Genomic DNA, 19,122 nt, shown 5'->3' with positions numbered 1-19,122 from the left:
GCCGCTATGGACTTTTCCCGCTTTTTTATCGACCGGCCGATATTCGCCGCCGTTTTGTCGATTTTGATTTTCGTCACCGGCCTGATCGCCATTCCGCTGCTGCCGATCAGCGAATACCCGGACGTGGTGCCGCCCAGCGTGCAGGTGCGCGCCGAATACCCTGGCGCCAACCCGAAAGTGATTGCCGACTCGGTGGCGACGCCGCTGGAAGAGGCGATCAACGGCGTTGAAAATATGATGTATATGAAATCGGTGGCCGGTTCCGACGGCGTGCTGGTGACCACCGTCACCTTCCGCCCCGGCACCGATCCCGATCAGGCGCAGGTGCAGGTGCAGAACCGCGTTGCCCAGGCGGAAGCGCGCCTGCCGGAAGATGTGCGCCGCCTCGGCATCACCACCCAGAAGATGTCGCCGACGCTGACGCTGGTGGTGCATATGTTCTCGCCGCACGGCAAGTACGACTCGCTCTACCTGCGCAACTACGCCACGCTGAAGGTCAAGGATGAGCTGGCGCGCCTGCCGGGCGTGGGCCAGATTCAGATCTTCGGCGCGGGCGAATATGCGATGCGCGTCTGGCTCGATCCCAACAAGGTAGCCGCGCGCGGCCTGACCGCCGCCGACGTGATCGCGGCGATGCAGGAGCAGAACGTGCAGGTGTCGGCCGGCCAGCTCGGCGCTGAACCGCTGAAGAAGCAATCCGATTTCCTGCTCTCCATCAACACCGCAGGCCGCCTCGAAAACGAGCAGCAGTTCGGCAATATCATCCTGAAAACCTCGGACGACGGCTCGCTGGTGCGCTTGCGCGACGTGGCGCGTATCGAGATGGGCTCCGGCAGCTATGCGCTGCGCTCGCAGCTCAACAATAAGGACGCGGTCGGCATCGGCATTTTCCAGGCGCCGGGCGCCAACGCCATCGATCTCTCTAACGCGGTGCGTGCCAAAATGGCCGAACTGGCGACGCGCTTCCCGGACGACGTGCAGTGGGCCGCCCCTTACGACCCTACCGTGTTCGTGCGCGACTCCATCAGCGCGGTGGTGCATACGCTGCTGGAAGCGGTCGCTCTGGTGGTGCTGGTGGTCATCCTGTTCCTGCAAACCTGGCGCGCCTCGATCATTCCGCTGCTGGCGGTGCCGGTTTCGGTGGTCGGCACCTTTAGCGTGCTCTACCTGCTCGGCTTCTCGCTCAATACCCTGAGCCTGTTTGGGCTGGTGCTGGCGATCGGCATCGTGGTGGATGACGCCATCGTGGTGGTGGAGAACGTCGAGCGTAATATCGAGCTGGGCCTCTCGCCGCAGGCGGCGGCGCATCAGGCGATGCGCGAGGTCTCCGGGCCGATTGTCGCCATCGCGCTGGTGCTGTGCGCCGTGTTCGTGCCGATGGCGTTTCTCTCCGGCGTGACCGGCCAGTTCTATAAGCAGTTCGCGGTCACCATCGCCATTTCCACGGTGATCTCCGCCGTCAACTCGCTGACGCTCTCGCCTGCGCTGGCGGCGAAGCTGCTGAAGGATCACCATGCGCCGAAAGATATCCCGACGCGCATTATCGATCGCCTGCTCGGCTGGCTGTTCCGTCCGTTCAACCGCTTCTTTAACAGCAGCGCGCACGGCTACGAAGGGCTGGTCGGCAAAACGCTGCGCCGTCGCGGCGCGGTGTTTGGCGTCTACGTGCTGCTGCTGGCGGGCGCGGGCTTTATGTTCCACGCCGTGCCGGGCGGCTTTATCCCGACGCAGGATAAGCTCTATCTGATTGGCGGCGTGAAGATGCCGGAGGGCTCGTCGCTGGAGCGTACCGACGAAATGATCCGCAAGATGAGCGAGATCGGCATGAACACCGAAGGCGTGGCCTATTCCGTCGCCTTCCCCGGCCTGAACGCGCTGCAGTTCACCAACACGCCGAATACCGGCACGGTGTTCTTCGGCCTGAAGCCGTTCAGCGAGCGTACCCACAGCGCGGCGGAGATTAACGCGGAAATCAACGCGAAGATCGCCCAGCTGCAGCAGGGATTCGGCTTTTCGATTATGCCGCCGCCGATTCTGGGCCTCGGCCAGGGGTCGGGCTACTCGCTCTACGTGCAGGATCGCGCGGGGCTGGGCTACGGCGCGCTGCAAACGGCGATCAATACCCTCTCCGGCGCGGTGATGCAGACGCCGGGCATGCATTATCCCATCTCCTCTTATCAGGCGAACGTGCCGCAGCTTGACGTGCAGGTCGACCGCGATAAAGCCAAGGCGCAGGGGGTGTCGCTGACCGATCTTTTCAGCACGTTGCAGACCTATCTCGGCTCTTCGTACGTCAACGACTTCAACCGCTTCGGCCGCACCTGGCGCGTGATGGCGCAGGCGGACGGCGAGTTCCGCGACAGCGTGGAGGATATCGCTAACCTGCGTACCCGCAACGATCGCGGCGAGATGGTGCCTATCGGCAGCATGGTGCATATCACCACCACCTACGGGCCCGACCCGGTGATCCGCTATAACGGCTACCCGGCGGCAGACCTGATTGGCGACGCCGATCCGCGCATCCTCTCTTCCGCACAGGCGATGACCCAGCTGGAAACGATGTCCAGCCAGCTGCTGCCGAACGGCATGAATATCGAGTGGACCGATCTCAGCTATCAGCAGGCGACGCAGGGCAATACCGCCTTTATCGTCTTCCCGGTGGCGGTGCTGCTGGCGTTCCTGGTGCTGGCCGCGCTCTATGAGAGCTGGACGCTGCCGCTGGCGGTGATCCTGATCGTGCCGGTGACGATGCTGTCGGCGCTGGTCGGCGTCTGGCTGACGGGCGGCGACAACAACGTCTTCGTGCAGGTCGGTCTGGTGGTGCTGATGGGGCTGGCATGTAAGAACGCCATTCTTATCGTGGAGTTCGCTCGCGAGCTGGAGATGCAGGGCAAAGGCATCGTGGAAGCGGCGCTGGAGGCTTGTCGTCTGCGTCTGCGTCCGATCGTGATGACCTCTATCGCCTTTATCGCCGGTACCGTGCCGCTGATTCTGGGCGAAGGCGCGGGCGCGGAAGTGCGCGGCGTTACCGGCATCACCGTGTTCGCCGGGATGCTGGGCGTTACCCTGTTCGGGTTGTTCCTGACGCCGGTGTTCTACGTCACGCTGCGTAAGCTGGTGACGCGCAAGGCGCCGAAAGAGGCGATGCAGACAGCGTAAAGAGTATGGGCGGTCAGCGACCGCCCGGTATTTGTCAAAGCCGCGTTTAGCGGCTTTTTTATTATCACCACGCGTTGCGGAAAGGGATATCAGGCTTTGGGACGCGTCAGAAAAACCAGCGTGCCGATAATGATATCGCCCACGACCCAGAGGATCCCCAGCATCATCGCACCCATGCCCGCGCCTAACGCCGCGCCAGCGCGTTCTGCATCGGAAGCCGCGTTATTGATCACGTCTCCGCTCGCGCCCATGCCGGCGAAAATGGAATAGATCATCAGCAGGTTAAACAGGATGAACACGATCTTAACGATTTTCCCAAACAGCGTTCGCTTCGGTTTTTTTACCTGATGTCCGCATGAGGGACATTTAAAAGCGGAATCGCTGACGTCCGATTTGCATTCCGGACAGTTGATTAAGGCCATTTCTCTCTCCATAGATATAAAATAATCAGACAGAAAAATACGCTTTTCCTGATTTATCAATCGGATAAAAACAGCGTCATTTAGCCGGGTGCTTTTGCTATAGCGAGAATTCGTCTGCTATGGCTGGAGAGAAAAACCGTATGGAGGGCGTTGGACACGCCGCGCTGCGGGGCATAAAAAAAGCCGCTTTTAGCGGCTTTTTTTGCACAGGTCTTCGATGGCATCCGGTTCCAGCACCGGCGCGCACTCGGTTTCGTTGCCTTTCTTCAGCTCTTCGAGCGCGTCGGCGACGGTGCGTTTTGCCAGCACGTCCAGCGAAGCCTGCTCGGCTTCATCGGCGATCGATTTGAAGTACCAGCAGAGATTGGCGCTGACCAGGCAGCGAGGCGCGACGTCCGGACGCGACGCCCAGAGCTTTTTGTCCTCAATCACCGAGGTATAAATATCGCGCAGCGTGATTTCGCTGGCCGGGCGCCCCAGATGAATCGAACCGGTGCGGCCAAGCGTCGAGACGATAATGCCGTCGCGGGTGAGCGGAACCATCAGCTTACGGATGAAACTGGGATTCGCCTCAAGGCCGTATGCCAGAATGGCGCTGGTCGAGCGTTTACCCATCTGCTCCGCCATCGCTACGCTAAGAACCATTTGCAAAGCTGTCGGGAAGCGGTAATCAAGCATTTCATTATCCTGAGTTGCGGTGCATCTTATTGTTTTATTGCCGCGTAAGTGAACATTCAGTGAGCAATAAATATAACAAACACTGTTGCTTTTTAGAAGCAAGGCGACGGCGCCAGGGCACGTATTCATTAAAACCCGGCAGCCGAAAGCACAAGCTGTTCAGCCCGCGCCGCGCAAGCCTCCGCCCTGCCCTTAACGCGCCGCCGGGGGCGCCGACGGCAGCCGGTTTTTCAGCAGCATCACCAGCGCCACGTTAAGCAGCGCCAGCGCGCAAAGCGTCCACAGCGTAGCGGACGCGCCGAAGGTTTCAAACAGATACCCGCCCGCCAGAGGCGTCAGCGCCTGACCGATAAGCGCCGGACGCGCCATCCTGCCAACGACGACGGCATACGCCTCCGGTTTGACCATCGCCAGCGGTAAAGTTCCCCGCACGATGGCGCGCAGGCCATTTCCCGCACCGTAAAGCACCATGCTGAGCAGCGCAAGCCGCGGGAATAGCGCCAGCGACAGCAGACCGAGCGCCACCAGCCCCACCGAGAACAAGGCGGTCCAGACGGGATGGCCGCGTTTAAACAAAATATCGACGATGCGCGATCCCACCTGGCACGGCCCCAGAATGGCGCTGAGTCCCAGCGCGGCAGCCAGCGTATAGCCGCTCGCCTGCAGCAAAGCGATCAGCTGTACCGAGATTGCCGTCATGATCACCGAAGCGAGCGTAAAAATGGCGCACAGCAGCCAGAACAGCGACGGCGCGATATCGCTCTGCGGCGCAGGCGCCGTCGGTGTCGCTGCTTTCGGCTTGAGGGGCGCCGCTTTATCCGGCAGCGCGTAAAAATAGGCGGGCAGCACCAGCAGCAGCAGCATCGCGGCGATAGCGAAACAAGCGCCGCGCCAGCCAAGCAGATGAATCAGCAACGCGATGCCGGGCCACACCAGCGAGGTGCAGAAGCCGGAGATTAGCGTAATGCTGGTAATGGCGCTGCGCGCCTGGCTGCCGTAGCGCGTGCCCAGGGTGGCAAACAGCGCGTCGTAGAGTCCCATCGCCATACCGACGCCGATCGCCACCCAGGCGCCAAGAAACAGCGGCAGCGAATGGCTTAAGCCCATCACCGCGAGCCCGACCGCCATCACCGCCCCGCTCAGCGCCAGCAGCATCCGGCCGCCGGTGCGCGCGATAATGCGTCCGCTCAGCGGCGCCAGCAGGCCGGAAACCAGAATGCCGAGCGACAGCGCGCCGTAGACCCACTGCTGCGACCAGCCGGTTTCCGCGACGATCGGGGCCGCCATGACCGCCATCAGATAAAACGAGCCGCCCCAGGAGAGTATCTGCACCAGCCCCAGCACGACTACCGCCAGCACGCCGGGTTTATTCCGTTGATTCACATTCGCCACCCTTTTGCACAGATAGCGTCTTTTATAACATGTTATGAGATAAGGAAAAAACCGAAACGGCGCCGCTCGCCTCGCTTTGCCTGTTTAGCCGTCAGGCCGCACGGTTTCATGGTTGGCTCTCATTAGTATGCTGTAACTAATAGAACAGATTGCATGCAGCGCCGCTCTCTGTCAGAGTAAGGCATGTTGTAACTATGGGGACCGCTAATGCGTTACGATCTGATTTCCGACCTTCATGACTGCGCCAACCGCCTCGAGGCGTCGCTGGGCGAGTTGCGCGAGATGATCATGGCGCAGCCGCTGCTGATCGCGCGGGTGTTCTCGCTGCCGCCGATAGAAAAAGGGCACGAACATGACGCTGTGACCGAAATCGCCGTTGAGCAGCATCTGGGCGAAGCCGCACGCGAGATGGCGCTGGCGCACTTCTGCCGGCTTTTTATGCAGCACCAGTCAGAAAAGCTGAGCACCAAAGCGGCCGTGCGCCTGCCCGGCGCGCTCTGCATTGAAGCCGACGGCGAACGCGAAACCGCCCTTATCGACCAGATCGCGCAGGTAAATCAATACAAGGCGCGGCTGGAGCAGATCATCACGGTGGAATCGGGCCTGCCGAGCGAGGCGCGTTTTGAGTTCGTGCACCAGCATCTGCGCGGCCTGATTACCCTTAACGCCTATCGCACTATTACCCTGCTGCAGGCGCCGGACAGCTTGCGTTTCGGCTGGGCCAACAAGCATGTGATCAAAAACGTGAAGCGCGAAGAGATTATCGCGCAGCTCGAAAAGAGCCTCAGCGCGAACCGCGCGCAGGCGCCCTGGACGCGCGAGCAGTGGGCGGAAAAAGTGCAGGATGAGCTGGAGAGCGTGCGCGCCCTGCCCGCCACCGCGCGGCTGAAGATCAAGCGCCCGGTGAAGGTGCAGCCGATCGCGCGCGTCTGGCGCGCCGACGAAAAAAAACAGACGCAGCTCGCCTGCCCGTCGCCGATCGTCGTGCTGTGTCGCGACCGCAGCCAGGTGCCGGTGCTGGGTGAACTGCTGAACTATAACGCGGATAACGTGCAGCACCGCTATAAGCCGGCGGCCCAGCCGCTCAACCTGCTGATCCCGCGGCTGCACCTGTGGGTCGACTGCCCGATATAACGTAAAAAGGCCGGCAGCGCCGGCCTTTTATCACGACGGCGGCTTACGCCTTCATGCTGCCGACCATCTCTTCCGGACGCACCCAGGCGTCAAACTCCTCTTCGGTGAGATAGCCCAGCTTCAGCGCAGAGCCTTTCAGCGTCAGCCCCTCTTTATGTGCCTTCTTCGCAATTTCGGCCGCTTTGTCGTAGCCGATATGGGTATTCAGCGCGGTCACCAGCATCAGTGATTCATTGAGCAGCTGCGAAATGCGGTCGCGGTTCGGCTCGATGCCGACGGCGCAGTGGTGGTTGAAGCTGTCCATGCCGTCAGCCAGCAGGCGTACCGACTGCAGGAAATTGTGGATCACCATCGGCCGGAAGACGTTCAGCTCGAAGTTGCCCGACGCGCCGCCGATATTGATCGCCACATCGTTGCCCATGACCTGGCAGCAGAGCATGGTCATCGCTTCGCACTGGGTCGGGTTGACCTTGCCCGGCATGATTGAGCTGCCCGGCTCGTTTTCCGGAATAGAGAGTTCGCCGATGCCGCAGCGCGGGCCTGACGCCAGCCAGCGCACGTCGTTGGCGATTTTCATCAGCGAGGCCGCCAGCCCTTTCAGCGCGCCGTGCGCATGCACCAGCGCATCGGTGGTCGCCAGCGCCTCGAATTTATTCGGCGCGGTGACGAACGGCTGCCCGGTCAGCTCGGCCAGCGCTTTCGCCACGCGCACCGCATATTCCGGATGGGTATTCAGCCCGGTGCCGACGGCGGTCCCGCCCAGCGCCAGTTCGGCGACGTGAGGAATGCTCTGCTCAATGTGCCGAAGGTTATGCTCCAGCATCGCCACCCAGCCGGAGATCTCCTGGCCCAGGGTCAGCGGCGTGGCATCCTGCAGATGGGTGCGGCCGATCTTGACGATATCCTGAAAGGCGCTGGACTTGTCGCTCAGGGTTTTCTTCAGCGTTTCAATCTGCGGGATCAGCTTTTCGCGCAGCGCGATCACGGCCGCCACGTGCATTGCGGTCGGGAAGACGTCGTTTGAGCTCTGGCTTTTGTTGACGTCGTCGTTGGGGTGCACCAGGCGCGACATGCCGCGTTCGCCGCCGAGGATCTCGCTGGCGCGGTTGGCCAGCACCTCGTTCATGTTCATATTGGTCTGGGTTCCGGAGCCGGTTTGCCAGATCGCCAGCGGGAACTCGCCGCTGTGCCGATCGGCCAGCACCTCGTCGGCGGCTTTGATAATAGCGTCCGCGCGTTCAGCCGGCAGCAGGCCGAGATCGCGGTTGACGGTGGCGGCGGCGCGCTTGGTCTGCGCCAGCGCGTAGACCAGCTCGGTCGGCATTTTTTCTGTCGAGATACGGAAGTGTTCCAGCGAGCGCTGCGTTTGCGCGCCCCATAACTTGTCTGCGGGTACATCAATGGGCCCCATTGAATCTTTTTCAATGCGCGTGGCTGCCATGTCTACGTCTCCTTTAGCACAGGTTGTGGTGATTGTTCGCCCAGCGCGGGAAGAACACTGGACGCGCAAGAATTCTTACATACAAGAATTTAACATTATGCGAGTCTGTCGCGCTGTTTGCACTTCATATGTATTAACCCCATCATTTTCTGCTTTAATAGGCGCAATAACTTCCCGTGATTAAAGGGTTAATTATGCAAAAAATGGTCAATTCGCTGCAAAATTACGCGTGGGGTAGCAGAACCGCCTTAACGGAACTCTACGGCATCGCCAATCCCAGCGGCGCGCCGATGGCGGAGCTGTGGATGGGCGCGCATCCCAAAAGTCCTTCTCAGGTTGAGGTCAAGGGCGAGCGTCGCTCGCTGCGCGACGTCATCGACGCCGCGCCCGAGGAGACGCTGGGCTATGCGGTGGCGAAACGCTTTGGCGAACTGCCTTTCCTGTTTAAGGTGCTGTGCGCCGATCGGCCGCTGTCGATTCAGGTCCACCCCAGCAAAAGCGCGGCGGAAGAGGGTTTCGCACGCGAGAACGCGGCGGGCGTCCCGCTCAACGCGGCGGAGCGCAACTATAAAGACGCCAACCATAAGCCGGAGCTGGTCTACGCGCTGACCCCTTTTCAGGCGATGAACGGCTTTCGCGAGCTGCGGGAGATCGCCTCGCTGCTGCAGCCGGTGGCGGGCGCGCATCCGCAGATCGCCCACTTTTTGCAGCATCCCGACAGCGACAATCTGGCGACGCTGTTCACCACCCTGCTGTCGCTGCAGGGCGAGGCGAAGTCGCTGGCGCTGGGCGTGCTGAAAGCCGCGCTCAACGCGCGCGACGGCCAGCCGTGGGAGACCATCAAGGCGATCGCGGCCGATTACCCGGACGACAGCGGACTGTTTTCGCCGCTGCTGCTGAACGTGATTACGCTGCAGCCGGGTGAAGCGATGTTTCTTTACGCCGAGACGCCGCACGCCTACCTCAACGGCGTGGCGCTGGAGGTGATGGCCAACTCCGATAACGTGCTGCGCGCCGGCCTGACGCCGAAATATATCGATATTCCCGAGCTGCTCGCCAACGTCAAGTTTCAGTCAAAACCGGCGTCGCAGCTGCTGACCCAGCCGCAACAGCAGGATCGCGCCCTGAACTTCCCGATTCCGGTGGAGGATTTCGCTTTCGCCATTCACGCGCTGGACAGCGAACCGCAGACCCTCTCGCAGGAGAGCGCGGCGATCCTGTTTTGCATCGAAGGCGAGGCGACGCTGACGCTGGGCCAGCAGCAGCTGACGCTGCGGCCGGGAGAATCCTGCTTTGTCCCCGCCAGCGACGGCGCGCTGAAAGCCGTTGGTAGCGGTCGCCTGGCGCGCGTTTTTAACGCATTGCGCTGATTCGGCTGACGAAACTGGCCCTAACTGCTATTATTTCAATCTATTAGCGAAAAACGCCTGCGGGCGTTTTTCTTCCCTCGCCGGACGTCGGACAGCGGCGTAAGCGGACACAAGGATAAGGACGACTCAGCAATGAAAAAGACCAACGTTGCCGTAGGTGTGATTATCGCCCTGGGCGTAATCTGGACCGGCGCGGCATGGTTTACCGGTAAGCAGCTGGAAAGCCATATGGATGAACTGGTGCAGAACGCCAATACGCAGCTCAACGCCCTGGCGCCCAACAGCCGCCTCAAGCTCAGCTATCAGGATTACCAGCGCGGCGTATTCAGCAGCACAGCGAAGCTGGTGCTGCAGGCCAACTCGCAGACCGAAGATAACGCGTTCCTGAAGCCTGGCCAGAGCATCGTCTTTAACGAAACCATCGACCATGGCCCCTTCCCGTTCGCCCAGCTGCGTCGCTTTACGCTGATCCCGAGCATGGCGTCGGTGCACACCGAGCTGGAAAACACCGATGCGCTGAAAAACCTGTTCGCCCTGACCGACAATAAATCGCCGGCGAATGCGGATACGCGCATCGGCTATAGCGGCGCGACCGACACCGCCCTGCACTTTTTGCCGGTTAATTATCAGAATGCGCAGACCGGCCAGCGCGTGGCGACCAACGGCGGCACGCTGAACGTCAGCGCAGACAGCAAAGGCGATAAAGTCTCAGTAGACAGCGATATCGACAGCATCGCCATCACCAGCAAAAACGAGATGGGCATGCCGGTGCTGTTTACCGCTAACGGCGTGAAGGTGAGCGGCAATACCCACCTGACGCCGGAAGGCGTGCGCATCGGCGATCAGAAAGTCGAGCTGGAGAAATTCAACGCCAGCGTCAACGGCAAGGATGCGCTGACGCTGCAAAAGCTCAACGGCACCTCGTCGTTTGACAACAAAGCGGGCAAAATCAGCGGCAACATCGACTATCGCGTCGACAACGTGCACCTGCAGAACAACGATTTCGGCGAAGCGAAGCTGAGCATGAAGCTGGCGCAGTTCGACGCCCAGGCGGTGAAAACCTTCTCCGATAACTATCACGCGCAGATGCAGGACCTGCTGAATCAGCCGGGCCTCGCGAACGATCCGATTCGCTATCAGGCCGGCGTCAACACTATTCTGATGAATAATCTGCCGACGCTGCTGAAAGGCGCGCCGATGATAAGCATCGCGCCGCTGAGCTGGAAAAACGAGAAAGGCGAAAGCACCTTTAACCTCACTGCTAACTTCAACGATCCCGCGACCGTTACCGGACAGCCGCAAAATCTCTCCGGCATGGTGGATCGCGTGCTGAAGAGCTTATCGGCCAAACTGGTTATCAATATGCCGATGGCGACCGAAGTGATGCGCAACGTCGGCCTGGCAGAGGGGTATACCGGCGACGACGCGCAGAAGCTGGCGGATCAGCAGGTGAAAGGCCTGGCGGCGATGGGCCAGATGTTCCGTCTGACCCAGCAGCAGGATAACAATATCGTCACCAGCCTGCAGTACAACGGCGGCCAGGTGAACATGAACGGCGACACCATGACGCTGGAGCAGTTTATGTCGCGCTATATGCTCGGCCTGCCCACCAGCGAAGGCATGCCGCAGTAAGCAATCGCGCCTCGCGATGAAAAGGCTGGTCACCTCGCGTGACCAGCCTTACCACCTTCTGCACTTCCCTGCGCTGATCATCTACGCCTCGTTACGCGCGGTGTTCGCCGCAGGCAGCGGCGCGCCCGTGAGCTGCTCCTCCAGTTTCTCCAGCGTGACGCCGCGGGTTTCCGGCACCTTTTTCACGACGAACAGAAAACCTGCGGCGCAAATCAGGCCATAGAGCAGGAAACTGCCCGCTGCGCCCAGCCCGGCGTTGAGCAGCGGAAAGGTGTAGGTCAGGATAAAGCAGGCGATCCAGAGCGCCAGGGTGCCCACCGACATCGCCAGCCCGCGCACCCGGTTCGGGAAGATTTCCGCCAGCAGCACCCAGGTCACCGGCGCAAGCGTGAGCGCGTAGATGGCGATAGCGGCCAGCACCAGAATCAGCACTGGCCATCCCAGCATGCCCAACATATAGGCGGAGGCGATAAGGCCGTAACAGAGCGTTAAGCCGCCCGCGCCCAGCAGCATGAGTTTGCGTCGGCCCAGACGATCCACTAGCGGCAGCGCAAGCAGCGTCGCCAGCAGATTGATCAGGCCGGTGGCGACGATCGATTTCAACGTCCCGTTGATATCGAAGCCTGCGGAGGCGAAAATCTCCTGCGCATAGTTGAAAATGACGTTGATGCCGCACCACTGCTGGAACACCGCCAGTACGATGCCGATCGCCATCACCGGCGCGATGCGGGGCTCGAAAAGCGTGCCGACAGAGGCGCGCGTCGCGCTTTTATCCTTTTCAACCGCCAGCGAAATTTCCGACAGGGTTTGCAGCGCATAGGGCTCCGGACCGATTTTTCTCAGCATGGCATGGGCGCGCTCCTTTTTGCCCGCCATCACCAGCCAGCGCGGCGATTCGGGGACGAAAAACATCAGCACCAGGAAGAGCGTCGAGGGGATCGCGGCGGAGGCGAACATCCAGCGCCAGCCATATTCGCCGTTCCAGCTTTGACGCAGCATCTCCTGCGTAGCCTGACTGGCGACCGGCTCGGCGATCAGCAGGTTCACCAGCTGCGCAGCCAGCACGCCGATGACAATCGTCAGCTGATTAACCGCAACGAACTTGCCGCGCTTGTCCGCCGGGCTGATCTCCGCGATATACATAGGGCTGAGCGCCGAGGCGATGCCGATGCCGACGCCGCCCAAAATGCGGCACCAGACAAAGAATTCGAAGCTGCTGGCCAGCGCGGTGCCGATCGAGGTGGTAACGAAGAGCAGCGCAGCGATCATCAGCGGGATTTTGCGGCCGAACCGGTCCGCCGACCAGCCAGACACCACGGCGCCGGCCACGCAGCCGACCAGCGCCGAGCTCATCGCCCAGCCGGAGGTCGCCGGATCGGTAATGCCGAACCAGGCTTCATAAAAGGGTTTGGCGCCGCCGATCACCACCCAGTCATAGCCGAAGAGCAAGCCGCCGCACGCCGCCACGAGGCAGATTCCCCACACATAACGCATAAAAAGCTGTTGTTGTTGTTTCACGTCGCTACTCCGCAGGAGGGTCAAGGTGCGGCTATATGACCACCCTTCACGCAGAGTGAAAGTTCAGAGGCTCACAGATTTTAGTTAAAGGAGTTTACTAAGTCAGGCGGTCACGCTGTTTTCAACGTAGAGATAACCGATGCCCAGCAGCTGGCTTGCCCGATCCAGCTGGCCGAAATGGATATTGGTCGCCCTGTTTTTCACGCTGTCGCGCGGATCGAAAGGATTGAAATCGATCTGCCGCACAATGGTTTGTCGCCAGCTTTCGCCGAAGGCGCAACTGCGGCCATAGAGCCATATCTGGTTGATATTCAGCGTATTCAGGAAGTTATACAGGCTCATACCGATCGCTTCGGCCGCCTGATTCACCCAGTCGATAATCCAGGCGTCGCCGCGCTGCCAGAGCGCGAAGAGTTCGCGATTCGTCAGCGGCGGCGCCGCGCTGTCAATAGATCGGGCCGCCTGCTTCATAGCGCTCAGCGACGCCACCGTTTCCAGACAGCCCCGACGACCGCAGCTGCAGCGGCGGCCCAGCGGATCGACGATGGTGTGGCCGATCTGCCCGCTGCCATAAAGATTGCCGCGAAAAATCTCGCCGTTGATGACGAAAGAGGAGCCGATGCCGTAGTCGACGTTGATGACGCAGAATTCGCTCTGCTGATTGCGGTTCAGCCACTTTTCCGCCAGCGCCAGCATGATGCAGTCATTGTCTACCCTGACCTCAATGCCCAGCCGCTCCTCCAGCAAATATTTCAGCTCGACCGGCGCCTTCCAGGCGGCCTGGGGCATATGCTGCGAGACGCCGGTGACGGGATCGACCTGGCCATGCACCGCCAGCGCCAGATTGATTTTTTTCTTTGGCCACTGCTGGCAGACCTGTCGCCATAACGCCTCTGTCTCCTTTAGCAGCGCGTCGGGGGTCGCAGCGTCGATCGCCTTCTGCCGGCAGTCGCCCTGCGCGACCAGCTGCGCATCCGCCAGCTGGTACTCGATACGCGTCGGCGTAATGCACATGCAGAGCGTCCAGGGGCCGACGGTGGGCAGTTGATAGCTGCCCCCGTTGACGCCGCGATGGCTCAGCGCCACGTCGGAATGAACGATTTTCCCCTCGCCGATAAGCTCGTCCAGTATTTTGGTGGTGGCGGGGATCGTTAGCCCGCTTAGCTGCGCCAGCTGCGATTTGCTGACCTGTTTATGCCGCCACATCAGGCTCATAAACAGCGTTTTATTGTGTTTGCGCACCTGAAAATTGTTTAAGCCGATCTGCTTCATTGCGTTTGCGCCTCAGAGGGTAAGACAGACAGTATCGCCTGAATCAGTAAACAGCGTTAACTAACTTCTGTGACCTTCCCTCCAGCCTCTGCTATTCGCTTGTTTTAGAGTGCGGGTTCCTTTAGCCCGGAGAAGAAACCATGGCCTTTGCTCTTCGCGACCCGCATCAGCTGGCGGCAGAACTCACCGCCACGCAGGTGCCCTGCCATGCGCTGGCCGTCTGGAGTCTGGGACAGGCCGGCATGATGATTAAAAATCACGCCGGCGATCTGGTGGCGATCGATCCCTACTTAAGCGACGCCATCGAACGCCGACATCCCGACACGGAGTTCGTGCGCCGCTTCCCGCCGGTGCTGCCGCCAGAGGCGCTGGCGGTGTGCGATGCGGTATTGATTACCCATTTTCACGATGACCATCTCGATCTGGCGACGCTTGAGCCGCTGGCGGAACAAGCGCCGCAGCTGCCTATCTGGATCCCGGCGCCTGACGGCCGACGTTTACAGGCGGAAAAACCTCGCCTGGGCGGTCAGGTGCGGCTGGCGAAAACCGGCAGCCTGATTGAGGTGGGCGAGTTTCAAATTTTGCCGGTGGCCGCGGCGCACAGCGACTACGAACGCGATGACGAGGGCAACGACCGTTATTTAGGATATTACCTCCGCAGCGGCGCGCTCAGCCTGTGGCACAGCGGCGATACGCTGGTGACCGAGGCGCTGCAGAGTCAGATGGCGCAGCTCAGACCGCATATCTGCGTGCTGCCCATCAACGGCGGCGATGTTGCCCGCGGCCGGCGCGGCATTATGCCGAATATGAGTTTTCGCGATGCGGCGGATCTCCACCACGCCATCGGCGCCGATCTGCTGTTGCCCTGTCATTACGATCTTTTTAGCTGCAACAGCGATAACCCCGCCTGGTTCGTCGACGACATGCTTACCCGCTATCCCGGAAAGAAATTTCATTTGCTGATGCCAGGCGAGCGATTCCTCTATCTCGCCTGAAACCACACCCTACTCATGGAATCATCTGCTATGACAAAAATAACCTCCGCGGCCCCTTCGCCTGTGCTGCGCCGCCTTGGCATCCCGCCGGCGCTCGCCTGGGGATATATTGCGGTGCTGCTTTTTATGATCGGCGACGGCGTGGAATCCAACTATCTGGCGCCCTACCTGAGCCATCACGGTTTTACCCTCGATATCGCCGCCGCGGTGATCGCCTTTTACGGCGTAACGGTGACGCTGGGCTCCTGGTTAGCCGGTTCGCTTTCGACCCTGATCGGGCCGCGCCGGGTCATGCTGCTCGGCGGCGTGATTTGGGTGGTGTTTGAGCTGCTGTTTCTCGCCTTCGCGCTGCCCGCGCAAAGCGTGGTGGGCATCGCGCTGACCTACGGCCTGCGCGGCATCGCCTACCCAATGTTCGCCTATGCGTTTTTAGTCTGGATCCAGTCCGCCGCGCCGCTGGAGATGCGCGGTTCCGCTACCGGCTGGTTCTGGCTCGCCTTACCGGCGGCCTGCCGACGCTCGGTTCGCTGGTGGCGATTTTTTCCATCAGGATGATCGGCGAATACGCCACCTTCTGGCTCTCGCTGGTGCTGGTGGCGTCAGGCATCGTTGTGATGCTGGTCGCCGTTAAAGAGCGCACCGGCTATGGCCCGCTGCTGGATGAAGAGCAGCGTCGTCAGGGCGTCTGGCGGACGCTGATGGGCGGTATCGATATTCTCTGGCGCGAACCGCGCATCGCCGCCGCCGCCGTGGTGCGCATTATCAATACCACCCCCTACTTTGGCTTCTTCATCTTTCTGCCGGGCTTCTTTACCGAGCGTATCGGCTTCTCGCAAACGGAATATTTAAGCCTGATCACCATCATGGGGCTGGTCGGCATGAGCTTTAATCCCATCGTCGGCAAAATGAGCGACCGCATCGGCTGGCGCAAGGTGCTGACCTTCTTCGGCGGCCTCGGCTCCTGCATCTCGATGCTGCTGATGTACTTCGTGCCGCAGTGGAGCGGCGGCAGCTTCGCCCTCAGCGTGCTCTTCGCCTGCCTGTACGGCATCACGCTGTGCGGCTATGTGCCCGCCGCCGCGCTCTTCTCGTCGCTGTGCGAAAAGAAAGACAAAGGTAACGCCATGGCGATTTACTGTTTCGCCGCGGGGCTCTCCACCTTCTTTGGCCCCGCGCTCTATAGCGGCCTGAACGCCCTGTTCGGCACCGAAGGCGTCATCTGGTGCTACGCCCTGCTTTATCTCGTCAGCGCGGTCACCTCCTGGTGCTTTTTACTCACTCCGCTCGACCCTGGCGAGCAGAACAACCCCGCCGCCAGGCGGTTACGCAAGCTGAACTCGGCGCTATCGGAATAAAGGTAACAAGATGAAAGGTTTTGACTACATCGTAGTAGGCGGCGGCAGCGCGGGCTGTATCGTGGCGGCACGCCTGGTAAAAGAGAGCAACGCCCGGGTGCTGCTGTTAGAGGCCGGCAGCGGCGACTATCATCCGGTGCTGAAGATGCCGGCAGGCTATATGAAATATCTCGCCAGCGATAAATACCTGACCATGCATCAGACCCAGCCGCAGCCGCAGCTCGACGGGCGCGGCGTCATCGTGCCGCAGGCGAAAGTATTAGGTGGCGGTTCGACGGTGAACGCCATGGTCTATATGCGCGGACACCGGCAGGACTACGCAGAGTGGAACCGTGCGCTGCGCCATACCGGCGTCGACTGGTCCTGGGAGGCGCTGCTGCCCCATTTTACCGCCATTGAAGACAACGACCATCTCGGCGCGCCCAGTCACGGCGTCGGCGGGCCGCTAAAAGTATCGCATCTCGGCCATTTCAGTCCGCTCAGCCGGGCCTGGGTAAAAACGATGCAGGCGCTGGGCATCCCCTATACGCCCGACTTCAACACCGGCAATCCGTTCGGCGTCGGCTTTATGCAGCACACCATCGACTGGCGCACCCGCAAGCGCTGCAGCGTGGTCGACGCCTTTATCGCGCCGCTGCGCGATGACAGCCGGCTGGTGATTGAAACCGAGGCGCAGGTTGAGGAGATTCTGTTCGAGGGAACGGAAGCCAGAGGCGTACGCTACCGACGTCATGGCGTCACCCACCATGCCGAGGCGAGCAAAGAGACGATTCTGGCGGCCGGCGCCTATCAGACGCCGAAGCTGCTGATGCTGTCGGGCGTCGGGCCGCAGGATCACCTGGCGGAACGGGGCATTGCCCTGCGTCACCACCTGCCCGGCGTAGGCCGCAACCTGCAGGATCATTATGAGGTGCCGGTGGTGGCCACCACGCGCGGCGCCTTCGGCTATTACGGCCAGGATCGCGGCTGGCCGATGATCAAAGCGGGCATCGAGTATCTGCTGTTCAAAACCGGCCCGGTGACGACCACCGGCGTGGAAACCTGCGCCTTTTTCGATCCGCTCGATTTCAGCGCGACGCCGACCATACAGATGTTCTGCGTGCCCACCGTTTATCTCGATCGCGACGTCATGGGCCGGGATCCGGGCCATGGCGTGACGATCAACTCGCTGCTGCTGCGGCCGAAAGCGACCGGCCGCGTCACGCTGCGCGACGCGCATCCCGCCTCCCTGCCCGTTATCGATACGCAAATCTTCGGTCATCCCGACGATCTGGCCCGCACGCTGGCCGGCTTCCATTTTGCGCGCGGCGTGATAGCGGCATCGCCGATCGCCGACATGATCGAGCAAGAAATCTTTCCCGGCGCCGAGGTAACAGGCGATGAGGCGATCGCAGCGCACTGCAAGCGAATGGTGAAAACGGGTTACCATCCGGTCGGCACCTGTCGCATGGGCCATGAGCAGGATCCCATGGCGGTGGTCACTGCCGACCTGCGGGTGCGAGGCTTAGAAAAACTCCGGGTGGTCGATGCCTCAATTATGCCGAATATCATTAGCGGCAACACCAATGCGGCCGTTATGGCGGTGGCGCACCGCGCTGCCGACCTGATTGCGGGGCGCGAACGCGTCGTTGAAGAAACGCCCTGCGTGGAAGTAGCGTTATGAGCGAAAGGCTAGAAACCCTGCAGCGCGCCCTTGCCGAATGGCAGCTGGATGCGCTGCTGCTCACCCGCCGTGACAACATCGCCTGGCTCACCCAGGGCGCCAGCTACTATGTGGTGGAGCGGGCGGAGATCGGCGTTGGCAGCCTGCTGATTTTTCCCGATCGGGTATGGCTGCTGGCGCCGGAGAACGAAATGCCCCGCATTCTGGCGGAAGAGCCGCTGCCGTTCGCCTGCGAGATCGGCCGCTATCCCTGGTATGGCTCGCTGGAAACGGCGCTGGCCGCCTGCCGTCCGGCGCGGCTGGGCAGCGACGCGCCGCTCGCCTCGACGCTGAATATGGAACCTCGGCTTCCCCGGCTGCGCCAGGGACTAAATGAGGATGAAAAACAGCGCTTCCGGCAGCTGGGCCGGGAAGCCGCCAGCATCGTCGAAGAGGTGGCGCGCACGCTCCGTCCGGGCATCAGCGAGCGCGACGTCGAAGCGGCAATCGTCGGGCGCTGTCTGGCGCGCGGCATCAGGCCCGTCTGCACCCTGGTGGCGGCTGACGAGCGCATCGCTCTGTATAAACATCCGGTGCCGGGCACGAAACGCCTGGCCAGAAAGATGCTGATCACTCTGGGCGCGGAGCGGCTGGGCCTTAACGTCAGCCTGACCCGGATGGTGCATATTGGCGACCCCGATGAGGCGCTGAAGCAGCGTATCGGCGCGCTTGCCAGCATCCATGCCGATATGCTTCAGGCGATCGCGATTAACCGGCGCTGGCAGGATTTCTTTGCGCAGATTCAACAGGCCTACCGGCGCCACGGCTGGCCGGAGGGCTGGCGCGAGCACCATCAGGGCGGCCCGGCAGGCTACGGCTGCCGCGACTGGATTGTCACGCCGGACACCCCGGGCAGCATTGCGGCCGATACCGCGCATGCCTGGAATCCCACGCTGAGCGGCGTCAAGAGTGAAGATACGCTGCTGGTCACTGAAGAAGGCGTCGAATGGCTGACCCGCAGCGGCGACTGGCCTTTGATCGAGATCGCTCGCGACGGCCAGCGCTGGCAGCTTGCCGACTGGCTGATTTTACCGTTGTCATCATAAGGAAGC

15 protein-coding genes are annotated in these 19,122 nt (G+C 61.2%); 9 read left to right on the top strand and 6 right to left on the bottom strand.

Going from position 1 to position 19,122, the window contains the following annotated elements; all coding sequences use genetic code 11:
- Nucleotides 1-6: 6 nt before the first annotated feature.
- Nucleotides 7-3,159, top strand: coding sequence for a multidrug efflux RND transporter permease subunit OqxB (gene oqxB / locus HA46_RS02220; protein ID WP_084882041.1), 3,153 nt, complete (start codon nt 7-9; stop codon nt 3,157-3,159).
- Between the two features lie 89 nt (nt 3,160-3,248).
- Here the strand turns inward: oqxB and HA46_RS02215 are convergent, their stop codons facing one another.
- From HA46_RS02215 to HA46_RS02205, 3 genes are all read right to left on the bottom strand, one after another.
- Nucleotides 3,249-3,581 carry a TFIIB-type zinc ribbon-containing protein gene (locus HA46_RS02215; protein ID WP_033789944.1) on the bottom strand — a complete coding sequence of 111 codons (333 nt, stop codon included), beginning with the start codon at nt 3,579-3,581 and terminating at the stop codon, nt 3,249-3,251.
- Nucleotides 3,582-3,770: 189 nt separating this feature from the next.
- A complete protein-coding gene (locus tag HA46_RS02210) occupies nt 3,771-4,259 on the bottom strand; it encodes an RrF2 family transcriptional regulator (RefSeq protein WP_033789942.1) in 489 nt (162 codons plus the stop codon).
- A gap of 192 nt (nt 4,260-4,451) precedes the next feature.
- A complete protein-coding gene (locus HA46_RS02205; protein WP_084882040.1) occupies nt 4,452-5,642 on the bottom strand; it encodes an MFS transporter in 1,191 nt (396 codons plus the stop codon).
- 216 nt (nt 5,643-5,858) lie between these two features.
- On the opposite strand from HA46_RS02205, the gene tus reads away from it, so the two are divergent.
- Nucleotides 5,859-6,785: a DNA replication terminus site-binding protein gene (gene tus, locus HA46_RS02200; protein ID WP_033789938.1), complete on the top strand. Its 927-nt coding sequence runs from the start codon at nt 5,859-5,861 to the stop codon at nt 6,783-6,785.
- A gap of 43 nt (nt 6,786-6,828) precedes the next feature.
- Here tus and fumC read toward each other — a convergent pair whose 3' ends face one another.
- The gene (fumC, locus tag HA46_RS02195; protein WP_084882039.1) at nt 6,829-8,226 is read right to left on the bottom strand and encodes a class II fumarate hydratase; all 1,398 of its coding nucleotides are present in this window, start codon (nt 8,224-8,226) and stop codon (nt 6,829-6,831) included.
- Nucleotides 8,227-8,420: 194 nt separating this feature from the next.
- Here fumC and manA point away from each other — a divergent pair, with 194 nt between their 5' ends.
- Nucleotides 8,421-9,596 (top strand): mannose-6-phosphate isomerase, encoded by a 1,176-nt coding sequence (gene manA, locus HA46_RS02190; protein WP_084882038.1) that lies wholly within the window; start codon nt 8,421-8,423, stop codon nt 9,594-9,596.
- A 132-nt stretch (nt 9,597-9,728) separates the two neighbouring features.
- A complete protein-coding gene (locus tag HA46_RS02185) occupies nt 9,729-11,228 on the top strand; it encodes a YdgA family protein (RefSeq protein ID WP_033789933.1) in 1,500 nt (499 codons plus the stop codon).
- 81 nt (nt 11,229-11,309) lie between these two features.
- On the opposite strand, the gene HA46_RS02180 is transcribed toward HA46_RS02185, so the two are convergent.
- Together HA46_RS02180 and HA46_RS02175 are read right to left on the bottom strand one after the other, a co-directional pair.
- The gene (locus tag HA46_RS02180; RefSeq protein ID WP_033789931.1) at nt 11,310-12,746 is read right to left on the bottom strand and encodes a sugar porter family MFS transporter; all 1,437 of its coding nucleotides are present in this window, start codon (nt 12,744-12,746) and stop codon (nt 11,310-11,312) included.
- 102 nt (nt 12,747-12,848) lie between these two features.
- Complete coding sequence (locus HA46_RS02175; protein ID WP_084882037.1) at nt 12,849-14,018, bottom strand: ROK family protein; 1,170 nt, start codon at nt 14,016-14,018, stop codon at nt 12,849-12,851.
- A gap of 140 nt (nt 14,019-14,158) precedes the next feature.
- Between HA46_RS02175 and HA46_RS02170 the strand changes: the two genes are divergently transcribed.
- Genes HA46_RS02170 through HA46_RS02150 form a run of 5 tightly spaced genes read left to right on the top strand, consistent with a single transcriptional unit; the run spans nt 14,159 to nt 19,116 of the window.
- Nucleotides 14,159-15,013: an MBL fold metallo-hydrolase gene (locus HA46_RS02170; RefSeq protein WP_084882036.1), complete on the top strand. Its 855-nt coding sequence runs from the start codon at nt 14,159-14,161 to the stop codon at nt 15,011-15,013.
- 30 nt (nt 15,014-15,043) lie between these two features.
- Nucleotides 15,044-15,568 (top strand): MFS transporter, encoded by a 525-nt coding sequence (locus HA46_RS02165; protein WP_084882035.1) that lies wholly within the window; start codon nt 15,044-15,046, stop codon nt 15,566-15,568.
- Entirely contained in the window at nt 15,544-16,368 is an 825-nt protein-coding gene (locus HA46_RS02160) for an MFS transporter (protein WP_143807571.1), read from the top strand. The genes HA46_RS02165 and HA46_RS02160 overlap by 25 nt, the downstream gene beginning before the upstream one ends.
- A 10-nt stretch (nt 16,369-16,378) precedes the next feature.
- Nucleotides 16,379-18,031 carry a GMC family oxidoreductase gene (locus tag HA46_RS02155; RefSeq protein ID WP_084882033.1) on the top strand — a complete coding sequence of 551 codons (1,653 nt, stop codon included), beginning with the start codon at nt 16,379-16,381 and terminating at the stop codon, nt 18,029-18,031.
- Nucleotides 18,028-19,116 (top strand): M24 family metallopeptidase, encoded by a 1,089-nt coding sequence (locus HA46_RS02150; RefSeq protein ID WP_084882032.1) that lies wholly within the window; start codon nt 18,028-18,030, stop codon nt 19,114-19,116. The genes HA46_RS02155 and HA46_RS02150 overlap by 4 nt, the downstream gene beginning before the upstream one ends.
- Nucleotides 19,117-19,122 lie beyond the last annotated feature (6 nt).

Origin of the sequence: Pantoea septica, assembly GCF_002095575.1 — a bacterium.
GTDB lineage: Bacteria > Pseudomonadota > Gammaproteobacteria > Enterobacterales > Enterobacteriaceae > Pantoea > Pantoea septica.
This window is presented reverse-complemented; position numbering and strand designations above follow the sequence as displayed.

Coding starts and splice junctions, on each gene's coding strand:
- oqxB (WP_084882041.1), top strand. CDS start 7: ATGGACTTTTCCCGCTTTTTTATCGACCGGCCGATATTCGCCGCCGTT.
- HA46_RS02215 (WP_033789944.1), bottom strand. CDS start 3,581: ATGGCCTTAATCAACTGTCCGGAATGCAAATCGGACGTCAGCGATTCC.
- HA46_RS02210 (WP_033789942.1), bottom strand. CDS start 4,259: ATGCTTGATTACCGCTTCCCGACAGCTTTGCAAATGGTTCTTAGCGTA.
- tus (WP_033789938.1), top strand. CDS start 5,859: ATGCGTTACGATCTGATTTCCGACCTTCATGACTGCGCCAACCGCCTC.
- fumC (WP_084882039.1), bottom strand. CDS start 8,226: ATGGCAGCCACGCGCATTGAAAAAGATTCAATGGGGCCCATTGATGTA.
- manA (WP_084882038.1), top strand. CDS start 8,421: ATGCAAAAAATGGTCAATTCGCTGCAAAATTACGCGTGGGGTAGCAGA.
- HA46_RS02185 (WP_033789933.1), top strand. CDS start 9,729: ATGAAAAAGACCAACGTTGCCGTAGGTGTGATTATCGCCCTGGGCGTA.
- HA46_RS02175 (WP_084882037.1), bottom strand. CDS start 14,018: ATGAAGCAGATCGGCTTAAACAATTTTCAGGTGCGCAAACACAATAAA.
- HA46_RS02170 (WP_084882036.1), top strand. CDS start 14,159: ATGGCCTTTGCTCTTCGCGACCCGCATCAGCTGGCGGCAGAACTCACC.
- HA46_RS02165 (WP_084882035.1), top strand. CDS start 15,044: ATGACAAAAATAACCTCCGCGGCCCCTTCGCCTGTGCTGCGCCGCCTT.
- HA46_RS02155 (WP_084882033.1), top strand. CDS start 16,379: ATGAAAGGTTTTGACTACATCGTAGTAGGCGGCGGCAGCGCGGGCTGT.
- HA46_RS02150 (WP_084882032.1), top strand. CDS start 18,028: ATGAGCGAAAGGCTAGAAACCCTGCAGCGCGCCCTTGCCGAATGGCAG.